The sequence below is a fragment of the Salinarchaeum sp. IM2453 genome (assembly GCF_019693215.1).
GTDB lineage: Archaea > Halobacteriota > Halobacteria > Halobacteriales > Salinarchaeaceae > IM2453.
Genome location: NZ_CP081183.1, coordinates 1,384,717 through 1,400,554, shown reverse-complemented (window position 1 = coordinate 1,400,554; position 15,838 = coordinate 1,384,717). Strand labels below are relative to the sequence as shown.

The window sequence follows — 15,838 nt, the reverse complement described above, 5'->3', positions numbered from 1 at the left end:
TAAGCATGACATCATTATCATTCGATGAAGAAGGGGTAGATGTTGTCTACGAAGGAATTGACTTTCGGCTAGAAAAAGAGCTTATCGAGGAGGCAACACAAAAATCATACACAGAAGTTACAGATCACGAAGTGCTAAAAATGATCGAAGAGAATCCTCATCTATCCGGCGAGCCACGGCGTGTAGGTGACATACTAAATAGATAGTCATCTCTGTGAACAGAGAGAAAGAGCATCAAGAGTGGAAAATTTGAGCATCAGTTATCCGATCACTATTCTTGTTGCCGACGTTTTGCGGCAGTCTCAAATGACAACTCCTCAGATTCTTGATCCAACCGGTCATCTCGAAGAGCAAGCGCCTCAGAAGCAGGATCAGCATCGTCAGCGAGAGATTTGCCCGACTGGTGGATTTTAGCATGACACCAGCGACAGACAGCAACAGTTACTTCGTGACCTGATTCTTGTGGATAGAGCAGATGATGTTCTTCGATAATTGGATGGTCACCATGATAGCCGTCTCTTCGTTCAGATATTCCACAGCGAACACATTCCTGTGAGGAGGTAGTCGACTGAAGATTAGGGCAGTCTTTCCATGTCCAAGAGGAAGAAGGATCAACAGCTGGACACCGATACCCATCATCTCGGAGGCGTTTAGCAAACGTTGGATCCGATTCAAACTCCTCAAACGCAAAACGGCACTTACCATCGTCGGTGACATGGTCACATCGCTCCACGTACGTATACGGTGAATCAGTCCCCACAGACCGTTCAGCCATTGTGTCCTCTATACACTGTTAGCCTGTTAGGCTTTTTCGGGTGTAGTCAACTGTCGGGACGCATGGTGGCGCGCGCTCGTTTCTGTCGCAGGATACAACCCGTGCTTGAAGATGGGTGTGGAATCAGCGTTGAAGAAGCATCAGAAGCAGGCACGTCCAGTCAGTGCCCACGGTGCGCTGAAAAGAGACACGTCTCGCGCAACGGCGATGTGTTCCAGTGCGACTCGTGTAGCTGTTGAAGATCATAGCGATGTGGTTTGAAGTAAAAATCTCCTACAAAGCGAGAGGATGGCAATGTTGAGACTGGAGCACGGCCGATGGTGCGGCCTGTGGACTCGGGTCAGAACGGCCCTGATAAGGGACACTGCAAGGTGCCTCACCTTGAGTGGGACGACCACTGCTGGCGATAGCGTGATCATGCAACCAAAGAGGAGCCCACGAACCGGAGTACCACGCGTGAGCGTGGGAACCTTGCCTCAGATTCGAGACTGGCTGGGTCACCCACCGAGGAATCCCACGGCTGAAGGCCGTGGGAGGAGGTCAAAATGCAATACTGAGGTGAACAAAACGCTAAGAATCCTGCACGAAAACATACAAGTTGTGAAATTACAACACAAATCGAAAGAAGGTGAGAAAATATCACTTGCCACTGATGTGGAGATAGCAAATACATTTTTGAAAAAAGCAATCGGACTAATGGGAAAGAAAGATCTGCCAGAAGGCTACGCGCTCATGTTTCGGTTTAACAAGACAAAGCCTCGAACAATACACATGATCGGAGTGCGGACAGCACTTGATGTTCTTTGGGTTGAAGATGGCACAGTAAATGCGGTAAAGACACTGCCACCATGGACCGGGATTGGGAGAGAAGCTGCAGACATGGTCATTGAGTTACCTCCGCAGACAGCCACAGCTGTTATGCCAGGGGATCAGATTACTGTAGAAGAATAATTTCCAAGTCTGTATCAGACCTGAATCGAGACGATTACACACATTTGTACTCTGGGTGTCACCAATAGTTAATGGATATTGGGATATTTTGAGTTACAACCGTGAGATTTATCATGTTCCTTATCAACAATCATTATACCTATGAGAGGAACGAATTCCTCGGAGGATAGAGGAAGTCGCCGCAAGGCGGCTGGCCGTGAAATTCACGGGTAAAAGCCCAGAACATCACGACTTTTCCTTCGAATCATTAGTCGAATCGAGCGACGAAGTCACATACAACGTTCTTGATACAACGCTGCGGGACGGTGAACAAGCCCCAGGTGTATCATTATCACCAGATGAAAAGGCTGAGATTGCGCGAAAGCTGGATGAAACAGGCGTTGATATTATTGAAGCTGGGTCTGCATGTACTGGTGAAGGGGAACGGCGAGCAATTCGTCGCGTGACTGAGTTGAACTTAGATGCCCGAGTAACAAGTTTTGCTCGGGGAATTAAATCAGATATTGATCTGGCACTTGACGCAGGAGTTGATGGTGTAGAACTTGTTGTCCCAGCAAGTGACCGACATATAGAGAAAAAAATCAGGTCAAGCCGCGAAGAAACAGTCGCCAAAACTGAGGAGCTAGTCGACTATGCGAAAGATCATGGATTGTGGGTTGAAGTCATAGGGGAAGATGGATCTAGATCAGACTTCTCGTTTTTAGAGGAGTTGATGGGCGCCGCGTACAGTGCTGGGGCTGACCAAATTTGCTTCGCTGACACGGTTGGGCATGCTGGCCCAGAAGAAACATACAGGGCAGTGTCACGGCTGGCTGAGATTGGGCCAACAAGCACACATACACACGATGACCTTGGCCTTGCGATGACGAACGCCTTGGCGTCATTAGCCGCCGGGGCAGACACAGTACATGCAACAGTCAATGGAATTGGCGAACGCGCAGGAAATGTGGCACTGGAAGAGATGGCAATAACGCTTGATCACGTGTATGACACGCAGGTAGTTGAAACCGAGATGTTGTATGAACTGGGACGAACAGTCAGTCAAGCGACTGGCATCGGATTGGCTCCGAACAAGGCTGTCCTCGGTGAGAACGCCTTTACACATGAGTCAGGCATCCACACTGATGGAACACTCAAAGACGAAGCGATGTACGAACCTTATCCACCTGAAAAGGTTGGACGAGAACGCCGTATGGTCGCTGGTAAACACACAGGACGGGCTGGAGCTCGAGCGGCACTGGAGGAACATGGGTGGAATGTCACCGATGAAGAACTTGATGAGATTGTAAGCCAAGTCAAAGAGTTAGGTGACCGAGGTAAGCGCGTAACCGATGTCGACTTACTTCAGATTGCAGAAGAGGTCACTGCCGAAAAACACGAACGCCGTGTTGAGTTGCTTGATATCACGGCTGCCAGTGGCGGCGGTACACCAACGGCAAGTGTTCGGCTTTCGGTTAATGGTGAAGAGCTTGTTGCGTCTGGTACAGGAACTGGTCCAGTCGATGCAGCGGTTTCAGCAGCCAGGCAAGCACTTGGAGAAGGAACTGCAACGCTTGAGTCATATCATGTCGATGCTATTACAGGAGGGACAGATGCAGTCGTCACTGTAGAAGTAGAGATGTCACGTGGAGATCAGTCAGTGACCGTGGCAAAAAGCGATACAGATATTACAGTCGCTAGTGTGGAAGCAATGGTTCGGGCACTTGATCGATTATTAGCCACTGCCGATGATCCGACATTGACAGTAGCTGACGACTGAATATAAAAGACAATTCAAGTATTTGTGTTCCTTTATAAGTACAGAGATCTGGAACTAGCCGAGGAACCGACGAATACGGGCCGCTTCAACAATATCGTTCTCAATTTTATGATCGCTGCTTGCGGTTAGTCCATCGATAACAGCATCGGTGGCACTCTGATGTTCAGGATCAGGATCATAATCAACGAGATCAAGCGCAGCTTCGACATCTTCCTCTGGGATGTCGACCACTTCAAGCGAACGTGGATTGTAATATTGCAGAGCACGTTCTAAGTTCGGGAAGAACTGTGGGAACACTTCTTCGACAAAATCAAGATCATCGTCAGAGAGTCCAGAAAGACCCATGATAGATGGCGGAAAACCAACACTATATAATGTTGCAGTGAACGTGATCGCGCGAGGAAGTGAACTTTCCCCAACTTCTCGGGAGTATCCAAACAAACCAACGTGAAGCTTTCGGGATCGTCGGCTTGGAATATTTTCAGCAAGACGATTGACAAGCGGCTCAATGGATTTTACTTGTCGTGAGTAATGCTCGGCCGTATCATCAATAACATCAAGTGCCCGGTCCTCATCGATTCGAGGAGGGCGTCGACCAAGGTCTGCAGAGTGAAGAGCTTCAATCCCTTCTCGTGTTTCAGAGATAGGATAATCGTACTTAAATGCAGACTGGATGGTGAACGTCTCAACCTCTGGATACGCCGCCGCGATGTCATGTGCAGTATGTGGAGAGAGGTTACCGCGGAATGGGACAGAGCCAGCACCAAATATTGGGTGAATTTCAGTGTCTGTCGTCATAGCCATCTGATAGAGGCGCTGAAGCGAGACCTTATTGATAAGATCAGCTGCCAGTGAGCCATAGTTCATCGCTGGGTCTGAACGGGCAAGGAATACACGTTGGTGATCGACATCACGGCCTTCGATATACTGTTCAACAATTTCATGAGCTGATAGCATACTCTCTCGATCTTCAATCAGAGGTATCACAGAGATTTCCTCAGGCATAAACTCGCCCACCCAATCAGAGACAGTCCGGCCATCAGCCAATGTGTGGTCTGCCTGTCCAACAACTTGCTCCTGATAATAGTCGTGGACCAAGTCAAGTTGCGTAGCGTTTGTGACCATTGGAATGATAACCTCAAAGATTGGAGGCGTCGGATCAATCCCAGCATCCTCATAGAACAGTTTAGCCGCATCGTATGAACGAGGGATACTATCCAAAATCTCGAGTAAAATCTTCGCCTCGGATATTTCAACATCGGGATTTGGTCCCCGGATCGTCAACCGGTGATCTTTACCGAGAATATTTGACTCAAAATAGTCATCATATCGGGACAGGAGCTTTTTGACCGCATAAGCGTCTCCCTCTTTCCCTTCAAAATCCCACATCTGTTCGTCACATCCCAAATGTGAGTAGATATAGTAAGCTTCCTGAATTTCATCTTCCCCTTCAGTGACAGGCCCCTCAGCAAAAAATGGCGGAGTTGCGTTGTCAGGATGTTGGGTACTCATAGTCCGTGGTATTTGTACCATGTTATCACTCTACCGAACACTGTTACAAATCCCACTCCCTTATATTATTCGCTATAATTTCTAAAGAGTAGAAAAGATAGTTAGGAAAGTCACTCAGGATGAATACTGTACAGAATAAACAGCATACCTGCTGTCATTGGGAGAAACTGCACGGAAAGAGCCGTTTGCGGTCGGTCAAGGCCCTGAAATGTGCCTACCGTTGCGACAAACGCCCCGAAAACGATGAGGCCAAATCCAGCAGATATATAGAGCATTTCTTGTCGAGAAGTACGGAAGTATGCTCGTAAGGCGATTCCAGCAACATAGATGCCAATCGTGATAAGAATTCCAGTAAGCAGCAGATAGCCAGCGTCTATCATTTATTCACATTCTAAACTCGCAAAATCAAGTACATAAGATTGGGGTACCGATTATCAGAGCAGATAATATTGAGATCCTACGTGTTGCATCGTTATTTTCTCCGCGATAACCCTCGTGGCACCTGTATACCGATTGTCGATTACTATTCTTGTGTCAGCAGACTACCGAATTTCGGGGACAGAATAGCATCTAATAACTTCCGAGAAGTATAGGATAAGTGTTGCAGCACTCTGGGTTTTTATGATGTTATGTTTACATAGCTACTGGAAATTAGGACGGGGAGCAGTGCTACAAACTTAGAATTGTCAGTAAAGTGAGCGCCGAGGGGGAGATTTGAACTCCCGAGTCCTCTCGGACACCTGCTCTCGAGGCAGGCGCCTTGGCCAGGCTAGGCTACCTCGGCTTAATAGTAACTGGGGTGCTGGACAGTTTATAGCTTTCACTTTCGGTCTCTTGTTTTATTAACCCAATTACCATTATTAATACATGTCTCTGACCCAATTCCATAGATACGGAGATGGGTATTGAGGTCATTCGACGCGCAGTTAGATCGTACTAGCATCATCGTGATTGTTTGTGGTTTGTATCGCATTCCTAGTTTCTTCCTCCTTCGAAACCAGTTTAATTGATCATGTGTGATACGTTGGCTCGTGAAAAGAAACGTTTATACTCCAGAGTGTTGTCACAGGGATGTGTTTGAAAGGCAGAGGTAGTTGAGTTACTCTTTTATCTGAATCACGCCGGGAGTTCAACTAATTACGAGGCGGAGTCCCCTTCCTCAATCAACAACGGACTCTAACCATGTTATAAGCGTCAAATAGCGAATATTTAGCCGAGACCAACGGGCCGACAGAACAGGAGATCAAGAAAACGGTTACACCGAAATAAAAAGACTCTCAGTTAATTTCAGTTGAATTAAGTCAGAAAATAATCACCGTTCAATTATGCAGTTGCCGGTGACAGTTCCCCCGCCGGAGCCCCCAGAAAGCCGTAAGGCATGGTACGCACCTAATATTTTGGAACAGTACGAATTAGTCTCAGGAACCGTTGTTACGATTAGACAGGATAATGAAGGGATTCAGTACAATGTTCGTGAGCCGTTACTAACCAACGAAGAAAGAGAGTGGGTCAACAGTTTAGAATCAGGTACTGAGGATTCTCTTCGAGGTCGGCCACTAACCAAAGAAGGAATTGAGCAGCGGATGACAGAGACGGAACTAAACGAAGCAACCAAACAACGAATTCGTAACTATGAACCAGCAGCCCAGCGTCGCTTACGATATTTTGCCCTTCGAGATAGATATGCAGTAGGTGAAGTCACTCCATTAGCAATCGATCAGAACATCAAGATGGCGGATGTCGATGATAAGACACTGTTTGTGCAGACAGAACGATATGCACCAGTTGAGACTGAGTTTAGCTCAACGGACACATATATTAGCCGGTGTTTTAGTAGGCAACTAGCAAGTTACACAGTTGATTTTTGTGACTACGAAATTCCGGTTGTCATTTATAAAGAGCAAATAATTGGAAGAGACACGTTCACGATCAAATACGCAGTCAGAGAGCCAACGTTACAAGAGCGAGAAAAAAGGTTGATCGAAGAATGCAAAGACCGAATTTGGAAGACAAGCGTCGATGGTATAATCGAGGATCGAACAGAATACATCAAAACAAAAGCACGTGATATTTTCAGACAGTTAAATAAAAGCCAAAGTACAACAGACGGAATTCGAAGACGGATTCAATCGTTGATTGCTGCTTCTGGACCTAAATCCGACGCGGAGGATCCAGAATTGTCAGAACAAAGGATCAGTGCATTGGTCTATTACATCCTCCGAGATTTTATTGGGGAGGGAAAGCTGACAATTCCAATTCGAGATCCACAATTGGAAGATATTGAAGCGAATAAAGTTGGAGAACGTATCAAGGTAGTTCCCCGAACGACAGTCGCTGAAGGTAAGCGAATTCCAACAAACCTGCAGTTTGATGATGAGCAGGAGTTTACAAACATTGTAACTCAGATTGCTGCATCAGACGGAGCAGAATTGACCGCATCAAATCCCAGTGCCAAGGTCAACCTAGAGCCTGCAGAAGTAGAGGATGATGTCACAATTCGTTGTGCAGTTGGTCTTCCAGTGATCAGTGAAGGAGGGCCTCACGTTTCAATACGAAAGCAGGCATTCAGATCCCTGACACCGATTGACTTAATTCAGCAAGATACCATGCCACAGGAGCTTGTCGCACTTCTGTGGATGCTACATGAGCATCGTGGAGTAATATTATACTCTGGATCGACAGGAGTCGGAAAGACGACCCTGATGAACGCTCATATGCCGTTTATTCGGTTTGACGATCGAGCAATAGCAATTGATGGAGGTTCTCGAGAAGTACGGCTGCCACATGAAACAGGAGTTGAACTATCAACCAAAGAGTATGGTCCGGATCAAGAAGATATTACGATGGCGTCACTAATGACGGAGTGTAACTATCTAAATCCGGATGTCGAGATAATTGCAGAAATTAATACACCAGAAAGTTTCAGAACATATGCTGAATCTATCAATACTGGCCATGGATTGATTGGAACAGTTCACGCGGATGATCCAGAAACACTGGTGAATAGGATGGTTGAACAAGGGATTTCCCCACACTTACTACAAGAGATTGATCTTGTGGTATTCCCCCGTCATATCGATGGTGAACGGTATGTAGGAGAGGTAATTGAATTCTTGAACCCGAACGAGTTCGAAGCTGTTGACGGACCCGGAGGAGAGATTGTCAAAGGAGAGACCAGAGTATGCTGGAATCGGATATGTATTCGTGACGAAGAAGGTGCATTCCGATTTGCCTATTCACATCCTCAACTAGGTGATCAGAAGCCGGTCCAAACCTCAACAAAAGAACCTGAGCCTCGATTACGCCATTCCGCATTTGAACCAGCAGATAAAGTGGAACACGCTGGAGCAAACACGGATGAGCCAAGTTGTGACATGCGGATATTTCATCAGATTGCAGACCAAACTGATCGATCAGTGCAGGCTGTCGAAGCAGAGTTTCACAAGAAACTCCGCTACACCAACTACCTCACGAGAAGTAATATTAGCGATTTCAAGACACTGTTTGAATTTCTTGCGGATTTACAGACAGATGAAACAGCAACAGTAGAGCGATTACAGCGGATGAATTCGGGGGAGAAAGCGTGAGCGACGAATTTAGACAGAACGCTAAGAACCGAAGTGAACAAAAGGTTCGTAAATTATTCGCAAGACACGCAGCACAACCACGACATACTCGGTATCAGGATTTATTTCGAAGGGCGAAGCTTGATTGTAGTTTTGAAGCATATATCTCTTGGGTGTATGCCGTTTCATGGGTAATTTTCTTGGTAATCACTGGATCAACAGCGGTGATCAGTGGTCTGCAGTTAACACAACTTGTGGTCGGTGTAGGGCTTGGTATCATTGGTAAATATGGGACAGTCAAATTAGGTCACCAATACCTTCGGTGGCGTGAAACAGCACGGCGAGTGGATATCGACCGTACATTGCCAGGTGCTGCACGATATCTTAGCGTACTCGCAACAGGAGATCTTGAGCTGGAAGACATGCTTCAAAACGTTGCAAAAAACGATCAAGTGTACGGAGAGACAGCAACTGAGGTTCAAACGGTTCTCAATAGAGCTTCGTTGACCGGAAACTTGGATAAAGCAATTCGGTCCGTCGCGCGAGATACACCGTCAGATGCTCTTGGACCGTTCCTGATTAAGTTACATGACCATGCCAAGCAAGGCGACGAGGAGTTACAGTCATATCTGCAGACGGAGGCACAAATGCTCAGTCACCGGCGATCCCAAAACCGGAAGCGACGACATGGCTTGCTTGAATTGGTTGCTGAGTTATTCGTGATACTACTCGTACTACCTGCATTATTTGTGATTGTTATCTCTGTATTGAGTGTGCTCACAGCCGGATTAAACCAGTTAGTAATGACACCAGTTGGAGAAATACCATTACAGACATTCCTCATATACGGTGGGGCAGCTAGTATCATTTTCATTGGTGTAGTGATAATATTAACAGTTGAGACACTCAAACCGCCGGAACAGTTACGGTCATTTGATCGACCAGAAGGAACCTGGGATATTATTAATGATAGTTCAGAGAATCCAGCCAGTGCCTTGGTTGTTTGGACCCCAGTAGCGGTCATACTTGGGAGCTGTCTATGGATGGTTGGTGGGATTTCGGGTACAACAGCTACATTAGTATACAGTATATGGGCACTTCCAATTGGAGCAGTAGCAATACGACGAAAGCGAATTGATGACGCTAAAGATAGGGAACTTAAAGAATTTATCCACGCTGTTGCTGGACACATTAATCTTGGTAGGCCATTTCCAAAGGCGGTTGAATATGAGGCAAGAGAAATTGGACAACCGCCAATCAAAACGGAGATTTCAGACCTAGCGTTTAACACGCAGTTAACCACGCACAAAGGAAGCGTCCAGCACGGAGCATTGGATCGTTTTGGAAATCAAATTGGAACAGCGCTTGCACGGCAGACAGTTGACCTTCTATCTGGGGCATTAGCAGCTGGAAGTAATTTCGAAGAGATTTTTGATGCACTTGAAACAGAGGTTGGGCGCCTCTATCAAGAAAAGCGATCACTCCAAGAATCGATGCAGGTATACATTGCTATTGGATGGGCCACAGCTCTGTTAATTATCGTCGTTGTTGTAGCAGTGAATCAATACATTATTGAAGGATTTACGCAGGTAACAGCAGTGGCGGAAGCTGACCCAACGATTGCTGTCGGTCAAAGAGGCATTGATCAGGATGGGATGAAACAACAATTCTATATTCTTACTCAAGCGACAATGATCACTTGTGGTTGGTTTGCTGGGGTTGCAAGTCAAGATCGATATGTTGCTCTATTGCACTCCGGGTTGCTTGTGCTTGTGTGCTATACTGTTTTTGCGGGGGTTGGTGTAATATGAGTGATGTACCACTACGGTCGTTTGGGCTCGTGGTATTACTTGTGTTGACGGTAATTGGTCTTAGTGGGTTAATTGTCGGGATTAGTGTGATAATTCATACGGGAGCGACAACAGCAGATTCAGAACGCATCGCTGATGAGATAAGTCAAGTACTGTCCCCAGACCAGACAGGCCCGCAGCATCATACGATAAACATAGGTGATGGTGAGATTGAATCAGAACCTCGAACTATTCGGGTACTTGATGGGACTAAAGATGACAGTGATGATCGAACAGCAAATGTACTTTACAGACACGATGGAGAAGCACTACAGTATCAGTTAGACAACCACGGGGTAACAGCGAGCACGGGAGCAGTCATACTTGAGACACGGTCGGGGGCTTCAATGTATCAACCCCCACAAATTACGCCAGATTTTGGTACACACGAATTAATCACGCTAACGGATCTATCAGCTGTAGAGACCTCTGATAATACGAATTCTCTGTTAGAACTTCAGGTGAGTAATGATTATGAGCGCTATAATCTCAGTACGAGAGATCGAAAAGTAGCCATTGAGACACGATATCCAGATCTATGGAGTGAATACTTGGCTACACGAGGATTTGACTCAGTCACAGAGTTACGGTTTGGAGATGATGAATATCCAAGCGTTGTTGCACAGTTAGATCAAGAAAGACCATCTGAGGTTCTGATCCATGAGATAACACTGGAGGAACAACAATGAGGAGAGATATCCAGGCGAAAGCAGTTGTTGGACGAATGACGGAGATGGCTGTTATTATATTATATCTTGCCGTCGTAATCCCTGTACTGTTCGGAACTGTCGTTCCGGAGTTTCAAGATGAAGCAGGATCAGCAACTGCTGAGCGGGTAACAGCAGAGGTGTCCGGAGAGATTGAGTCTATAACGGCCGAAAACACAACAGCGATTATTCATGTAGACATTCCAAAAACAATCCAGAATGAACCATACAAAATACAGGTCAATCAAGGAAAAGTACACTTAATTCAACACTCTGAAGTTGGGAGTATAACGCATCCGCTTACACGCCCAGAACATCAGATCAACGCTACAGGGACCTGGAATAGTACAGAACAGACAATCATTAAGATCAGAACACATGGAGAAGAGTATCGCATACAACTTCTAAATTGCTCGGAGGTGAAAGACGGTGATCGGTGAGGGGACAAATATTCTGACACTGACAACCGCACTGATTGTATTAACACTGCTGCTTGGCGGCACGATTACAGTTGCGGATGTTGCCTTCTCTACAGCAGACAGAGATGCATCTGAACAGCAGCTTGCTGAAGCGTACAGTGATCAAATAGTGGCGTCCCCTGAAGGTAGTACTCCGTATCTCAACACTAGCCAGATTGATGTGTACAGTGAGCAAGCAGTCGAACCTCTTCGTTCCGAGGTAAGTGGTGTAGAAGTTCAAGTTGATGGTAAGAAACAGTACGCATTTGGGACGGTGACAGAAGGAACGACAGTAAACCGAATAGTTGTCGATCAAGAGAAAAAGACGAAAACAGGATCAGAATTATCAATTCCACAGGGGGTACAGACATGTATAATTAATGTCAACGGGGCAGAGAAAGTATTGGTGGATAACAGGACTGCGTTACAAAATAAGACCGGACTTACCGGCAATTATACAGTTCCATTATCGGCAGCATCAGCATCAACAGTTACGGCAACAGAAGGTAATCTAACTGTTAGCTATCAGACGACGAAGACAGAGCGAATACTAAGTGTGACTGTGGAGGTAGACAAATGAATAACCGAGGTCGGCTATCAATTCCAATGCTAGAAGTCGGGATTGGAATATTGCTCATTTTTAGTATTTTAACACTTATCACAATAAACTTCCTGGGAACAGGGACAGAAGGTCCGCAGCTAGAGATATATGCAGATGACACTGCAACAGTGATAGCAGCGACGGGAGGAGAAAACACAACCGCGATTGGTCACATAGATTCTCAAGATACGTTCGAACAGCAGCGAGAAGACATTGATAAACGGATCTCATCAATGCTCCCAGAGCAAGTGAAATATTATGTGAAGACACCATACGGAACGGTTGGAGATATACCCCCGCCAAGAGCGGACGTCGGGACGGCAACACAAGTCACGCCTCATGGCGAAATAGAGGTGAATATTTACTATGTATAGTCACAGCAATCGGTCCCGAGGACAGCTCGTACTACTTACCTCCGGCGTTGTTGCCGTGGCATTGGTCTTGATATTTATGGCATACATCCAACTCGGATATGCCGGTGATCAGCAAGTTAACCAAAAGCAACCAGGATCTGACGCACTGGAAGCAGTGGAGATGGCAGCCCATCAAGCGAAAGTGAACGTAACACACAGCAACCAGCAAAATACTACAGAACAGTTTATCAAAGATTTTGATCAGAAAGTAGATACAATTGAGCAAAGTAAGCAAGATAGCTCAGTGATATATCGAATAACGAGAAATAACACGGCTGCAACGACTGCAGTCGAGAAATATAATACAGAAAAATCGCCTGATATCTCGACATCTAACGGGGTTATCACTCGGGAAGCAAAACAAGATCAAATCATTGGCATCGGAGTCGATATACACGTTACAACATCGACATCAACAAGCAAGACTACCACCATTATCGAAACCAAAGGCTAGTGAGTACGAGATAAGTACAGGTTACAATGCGGCAGAGAAAATCACTTCCAGATATGGCGGGAGCATCACCGCGGGCGAATGTCTGGCGGTAGATGGGCCAACGGTCGTCTGGCCCTCAAGTCAGAGACAGTGGACGTGAGTGGTGACTTCACGCCTGCCGAGTTATTCGGAGATAACGGAAGTCCAGTATCAAGTCTCGGAACTTGGTCCCGAGGCAGTTGACCTCAGGGCTTGGTAAACTAGACATCTCAAAGTGTTATAATACCATACCAAGGCTACTTTGTGAACTACCCCACCCTGCTTAGCCTGACGGCCTCGCTGAGGGTGTGGCTTCCTCGTTCCGCGACACACTTTTTCACGGATGGTCGGTTTGCGCCGACAGTCCGCGCAGGGAGCGCAGTCTCCAGAGGCGTGGATTCGGAGTGTCCCACTCCTACTCGGTGGTGATGGCGAGATTCATCTCGACCGCCTTTCTTGTCGGGCTCTAAGCCGAGACGATGAGTAACTACCATCACACTTCCAGTCTTCGACTGGCAGTATGATACATACCCGGTACAGAGTGGAAGTGAATCGAAGACGGCGCTATATCCCCTCCCTCCTGCGCTCCTTGTCCGCTGATGCGGACTGCGGTGCTCGTTGAGGAAGGGGGCTTAGCGCCTGCAATCAGCTAAAAAAGGAAATAGGAACATACAACTGATTAGGCTATCGAGTGACGGTAAATGGAACTACTACACCCGTTGGTGGTTTTTGTTGCAGCAGTTTTCGGTCTGATTGCAACTACGATTATGGACTTTGCGATGGATCGACTGCCAGAGGGTCGAATGCCGCCAGCAATTGCCGCTGCTGCAGTGAGTGGAAACAAGCCAGAAGACGTTGAGCGAGGACCTGTTGTACTTGCTCACTATGGTTCTGGAACGGTAGCTGGTGTTGTGTATTTGGGAGTCTTTGCACTACTGAGTATGATTGTTCCAGACAGTACAACGATGAGTCTATTAGCACTAGCCGGAGCAGGGACGATCATGTTCGGACTGATGATTGGCGTGTTCTTTCTTGGACCGCTGTCTCACGTAGGGGGACTCACTGCACAACGTGTTGGCGATATCAAACGAAGCTGGATGATTTCGGCTGGCGTGTATGTTATTACCGTTGGAATCTGTATGTTGCTTTTTGTTCAAGCATGACAGTAGATGACCTGAAAGCCTTCGTACGAGAGAATCTTGATCGATACGAACAAACACAAGGTGTATTGCCAGAACAGCTACAAGACTTTGGAGACAAATATCGAAAGCAAGGATATCTAAGCCGTAATCAGTTGTATGACATCGCATATGAGTCATCAACGCGAAGTGCGTATCACGTTGAAAAGAATCCTGCAGATCGATGTATCGAGGTTACCAAAAATGTCCGAAACGTCAATGGTGATTTTTCGAAGATTCATCTACTAACAGGTCTACAGGGGTTCAAAGCGCCGACAGCGTCATGTGTTCTGACGGCATTGAATCCAGAAAAGCATGCAGTTGTCGACACTCGTGTCTGGGCATCACTGGACCGATTAGACTTCTTAGACGGGCGAAAAGAACATTTCGACGCCGGAGATTATGTTACGATGATAAAGCCAATACGGGATATAGCAACTAATACCGGATACTCAACCGCAGAGGTAGGATACGCATTGTTTGCGTATGATGACCACGTAAGAGAAGGAACATTACATTGATACTCAGCATGCAATTTATACATCCTCAATAGCGTGGTGTTTTTCCGTATTCCAATCCAAACCTCGATAACAAATAGATGCAGTGTGATCGGTGCGAAGCAGAGGCTGTAATACATACCGCATATTCAGGTGCTCACCTCTGCGAGCAACATTTTATTCAGTCAGTCGAACGTCGAGTCAAAAGTAGAATTCGTGAAGACAATATGGTCGATCAAAGGGCAACGCCAGAGAATCAACAGCACTGGCTTATTGGGCTCTCAGGAGGAAAGGACAGTGTTGTATTAACCAAAATTCTTCATGAAACGTTCGCTGAGGATCCACGGATTAAGCTAATTGCACTAACAATTCATGAAGGAATTGAGGGCTATCGTGACAAAAGCGTCTCTGCCTGTGAAGAGTTGACCGAAGATATTGATATCGAGCATGTACTTGTGTCATACAACGATGAGTATGGGGTGAAAATGGATGAAGTCGCAGCGGATGATCCAGAAAACATGGCGCCTTGTGCATATTGTGGTGTCTTACGTCGTGACGTACTGACACGATATGCTGATGAACTCGATGCAGACTTACTACTTACAGGACACAATCTTGACGATGAAGCAGAGACGGCGCTGATGAATATTTTTGAAGGAGATGTTAATCAAATTGCCAAACATTTCTCTGCATCACTGGGTGCAGTTGGTGAAAGACCTAGAGATGATTTGTTTATTCCGCGGGTAAAGCCACTACGGGATATTCCAGAACAGGAAGTTGCGTTATACGCTCATCTTCAGGGGTTACCTGCACACATTACTGAGTGCCCGCATGCAGAGGAATCATTTCGAGCAGAAGTTCAAGAACTTCTATATCAGCTCGAAGAAGATCATCCGGGCACTAGACACTCAATTATGGCAGGATATGAGAAACTTGCCCAGCTGGCGGCCAAGGAAGAAATGTCAGACAACTCAGAGGAATCCACAACAGAATGTAGGCGTTGTGGAAATCCAACAGAGCGAGAGGTTTGTAGAACGTGTTCGCTCCTCGATGCAATTAATGGGAATCGAAAAACGGTAGTTGAAAGCGATCAATAAGC

18 protein-coding genes and 1 tRNA gene are annotated in these 15,838 nt (G+C 46.3%); 15 read left to right on the top strand and 4 right to left on the bottom strand.

What is annotated here, in order from left to right; translation table 11 throughout:
- Positions 1-5: 5 nt before the first annotated feature.
- Positions 6-206 carry a DUF5800 family protein gene (locus K0C01_RS06580; RefSeq protein ID WP_221168933.1) on the top strand — a complete coding sequence of 67 codons (201 nt, stop codon included), beginning with the start codon at positions 6-8 and terminating at the stop codon, positions 204-206.
- 65 nt (positions 207-271) lie between these two features.
- On the opposite strand, the gene K0C01_RS06575 is transcribed toward K0C01_RS06580, so the two are convergent.
- A complete protein-coding gene (locus tag K0C01_RS06575; protein ID WP_221168932.1) occupies positions 272-775 on the bottom strand; it encodes a DUF7097 family protein in 504 nt (167 codons plus the stop codon).
- Between the two features lie 62 nt (positions 776-837).
- Here K0C01_RS06575 and K0C01_RS13070 point away from each other — a divergent pair, with 62 nt between their 5' ends.
- From K0C01_RS13070 to K0C01_RS06560, 3 genes are all read left to right on the top strand, one after another.
- Positions 838-1,014, top strand: coding sequence for a zinc ribbon domain-containing protein (locus tag K0C01_RS13070; protein WP_221168931.1), 177 nt, complete (start codon positions 838-840; stop codon positions 1,012-1,014).
- Between the two features lie 361 nt (positions 1,015-1,375).
- Positions 1,376-1,726: a DUF192 domain-containing protein gene (locus tag K0C01_RS06565; protein WP_221168930.1), complete on the top strand. Its 351-nt coding sequence runs from the start codon at positions 1,376-1,378 to the stop codon at positions 1,724-1,726.
- Positions 1,727-1,922: 196 nt separating this feature from the next.
- Entirely contained in the window at positions 1,923-3,485 is a 1,563-nt protein-coding gene (locus tag K0C01_RS06560) for a 2-isopropylmalate synthase (protein WP_221168929.1), read from the top strand.
- A gap of 54 nt (positions 3,486-3,539) precedes the next feature.
- Here the strand turns inward: K0C01_RS06560 and ppcA are convergent, their stop codons facing one another.
- The 3 genes from ppcA to K0C01_RS06545 all read right to left on the bottom strand — a co-directional run bounded on the left by ppcA (position 3,540) and on the right by K0C01_RS06545 (position 5,781).
- Entirely contained in the window at positions 3,540-5,018 is a 1,479-nt protein-coding gene (gene ppcA, locus K0C01_RS06555; RefSeq protein ID WP_310736324.1) for a phosphoenolpyruvate carboxylase, read from the bottom strand.
- 89 nt (positions 5,019-5,107) lie between these two features.
- The gene (locus K0C01_RS06550; RefSeq protein ID WP_221168927.1) at positions 5,108-5,377 is read right to left on the bottom strand and encodes a DUF7521 family protein; all 270 of its coding nucleotides are present in this window, start codon (positions 5,375-5,377) and stop codon (positions 5,108-5,110) included.
- 319 nt (positions 5,378-5,696) lie between these two features.
- Positions 5,697-5,781 (bottom strand) — tRNA-Ser (locus tag K0C01_RS06545).
- Between the two features lie 541 nt (positions 5,782-6,322).
- Between K0C01_RS06545 and K0C01_RS06540 the strand changes: the two genes are divergently transcribed.
- The 11 genes from K0C01_RS06540 (at position 6,323) to K0C01_RS06490 (ending at position 15,836) form a co-directional block, all read left to right on the top strand.
- Complete coding sequence (locus tag K0C01_RS06540) at positions 6,323-8,584, top strand: type II/IV secretion system ATPase subunit (RefSeq protein ID WP_221168926.1); 2,262 nt, start codon at positions 6,323-6,325, stop codon at positions 8,582-8,584.
- On the top strand, positions 8,581-10,374 hold the full coding sequence (locus K0C01_RS06535) for a type II secretion system F family protein (protein WP_221168925.1): 1,794 nt from the start codon (positions 8,581-8,583) through the stop codon (positions 10,372-10,374). The genes K0C01_RS06540 and K0C01_RS06535 overlap by 4 nt, the downstream gene beginning before the upstream one ends.
- Positions 10,371-11,102 carry a DUF7289 family protein gene (locus tag K0C01_RS06530; RefSeq protein ID WP_221168924.1) on the top strand — a complete coding sequence of 244 codons (732 nt, stop codon included), beginning with the start codon at positions 10,371-10,373 and terminating at the stop codon, positions 11,100-11,102. Before K0C01_RS06535 ends, K0C01_RS06530 begins: the two co-directional genes overlap by 4 nt.
- Positions 11,099-11,560, top strand: a complete 462-nt coding sequence (locus K0C01_RS06525) for a DUF7266 family protein (RefSeq protein WP_221168923.1) — start codon at positions 11,099-11,101, stop codon at positions 11,558-11,560. Before K0C01_RS06530 ends, K0C01_RS06525 begins: the two co-directional genes overlap by 4 nt.
- On the top strand, positions 11,550-12,158 hold the full coding sequence (locus K0C01_RS06520) for a DUF7263 family protein (RefSeq protein ID WP_221168922.1): 609 nt from the start codon (positions 11,550-11,552) through the stop codon (positions 12,156-12,158). The genes K0C01_RS06525 and K0C01_RS06520 overlap by 11 nt, the downstream gene beginning before the upstream one ends.
- Complete coding sequence (locus K0C01_RS06515; protein ID WP_221168921.1) at positions 12,155-12,553, top strand: DUF7262 family protein; 399 nt, start codon at positions 12,155-12,157, stop codon at positions 12,551-12,553. Before K0C01_RS06520 ends, K0C01_RS06515 begins: the two co-directional genes overlap by 4 nt.
- A complete protein-coding gene (locus tag K0C01_RS06510; RefSeq protein WP_221168920.1) occupies positions 12,546-13,046 on the top strand; it encodes a DUF7261 family protein in 501 nt (166 codons plus the stop codon). Before K0C01_RS06515 ends, K0C01_RS06510 begins: the two co-directional genes overlap by 8 nt.
- Before the next feature lie 361 nt (positions 13,047-13,407).
- On the top strand, positions 13,408-13,551 hold the full coding sequence (locus K0C01_RS06505; protein WP_221168919.1) for a hypothetical protein: 144 nt from the start codon (positions 13,408-13,410) through the stop codon (positions 13,549-13,551).
- A 214-nt stretch (positions 13,552-13,765) separates the two neighbouring features.
- Positions 13,766-14,227 carry a hypothetical protein gene (locus K0C01_RS06500; RefSeq protein ID WP_221168918.1) on the top strand — a complete coding sequence of 154 codons (462 nt, stop codon included), beginning with the start codon at positions 13,766-13,768 and terminating at the stop codon, positions 14,225-14,227.
- Positions 14,224-14,763 carry a hypothetical protein gene (locus tag K0C01_RS06495; RefSeq protein ID WP_255568224.1) on the top strand — a complete coding sequence of 180 codons (540 nt, stop codon included), beginning with the start codon at positions 14,224-14,226 and terminating at the stop codon, positions 14,761-14,763. The genes K0C01_RS06500 and K0C01_RS06495 overlap by 4 nt, the downstream gene beginning before the upstream one ends.
- A 77-nt stretch (positions 14,764-14,840) precedes the next feature.
- Positions 14,841-15,836 carry a tRNA 2-thiolation protein NcsA gene (locus tag K0C01_RS06490; protein ID WP_221168917.1) on the top strand — a complete coding sequence of 332 codons (996 nt, stop codon included), beginning with the start codon at positions 14,841-14,843 and terminating at the stop codon, positions 15,834-15,836.
- Positions 15,837-15,838 lie beyond the last annotated feature (2 nt).

What these genes read in the sequence shown, in the direction of transcription:
- K0C01_RS13070 (WP_221168931.1), top strand. Translation starts at nt 838, where the DNA reads ATGGTGGCGCGCGCTCGTTTCTGTCGCAGGATACAACCCGTGCTTGAA.
- K0C01_RS06540 (WP_221168926.1), top strand. Translation starts at nt 6,323, where the DNA reads ATGCAGTTGCCGGTGACAGTTCCCCCGCCGGAGCCCCCAGAAAGCCGT.
- K0C01_RS06510 (WP_221168920.1), top strand. Translation starts at nt 12,546, where the DNA reads ATGTATAGTCACAGCAATCGGTCCCGAGGACAGCTCGTACTACTTACC.
- K0C01_RS06495 (WP_255568224.1), top strand. Translation starts at nt 14,224, where the DNA reads ATGACAGTAGATGACCTGAAAGCCTTCGTACGAGAGAATCTTGATCGA.
- ppcA (WP_310736324.1), bottom strand. Translation starts at nt 5,018, where the DNA reads ATGGTACAAATACCACGGACTATGAGTACCCAACATCCTGACAACGCA.
- K0C01_RS06525 (WP_221168923.1), top strand. Translation starts at nt 11,099, where the DNA reads ATGAGGAGAGATATCCAGGCGAAAGCAGTTGTTGGACGAATGACGGAG.
- K0C01_RS06530 (WP_221168924.1), top strand. Translation starts at nt 10,371, where the DNA reads ATGAGTGATGTACCACTACGGTCGTTTGGGCTCGTGGTATTACTTGTG.
- K0C01_RS06515 (WP_221168921.1), top strand. Translation starts at nt 12,155, where the DNA reads ATGAATAACCGAGGTCGGCTATCAATTCCAATGCTAGAAGTCGGGATT.
- K0C01_RS06550 (WP_221168927.1), bottom strand. Translation starts at nt 5,377, where the DNA reads ATGATAGACGCTGGCTATCTGCTGCTTACTGGAATTCTTATCACGATT.
- K0C01_RS06500 (WP_221168918.1), top strand. Translation starts at nt 13,766, where the DNA reads ATGGAACTACTACACCCGTTGGTGGTTTTTGTTGCAGCAGTTTTCGGT.
- K0C01_RS06490 (WP_221168917.1), top strand. Translation starts at nt 14,841, where the DNA reads ATGCAGTGTGATCGGTGCGAAGCAGAGGCTGTAATACATACCGCATAT.
- K0C01_RS06505 (WP_221168919.1), top strand. Translation starts at nt 13,408, where the DNA reads ATGGTCGGTTTGCGCCGACAGTCCGCGCAGGGAGCGCAGTCTCCAGAG.
- K0C01_RS06580 (WP_221168933.1), top strand. Translation starts at nt 6, where the DNA reads ATGACATCATTATCATTCGATGAAGAAGGGGTAGATGTTGTCTACGAA.
- K0C01_RS06575 (WP_221168932.1), bottom strand. Translation starts at nt 775, where the DNA reads ATGGCTGAACGGTCTGTGGGGACTGATTCACCGTATACGTACGTGGAG.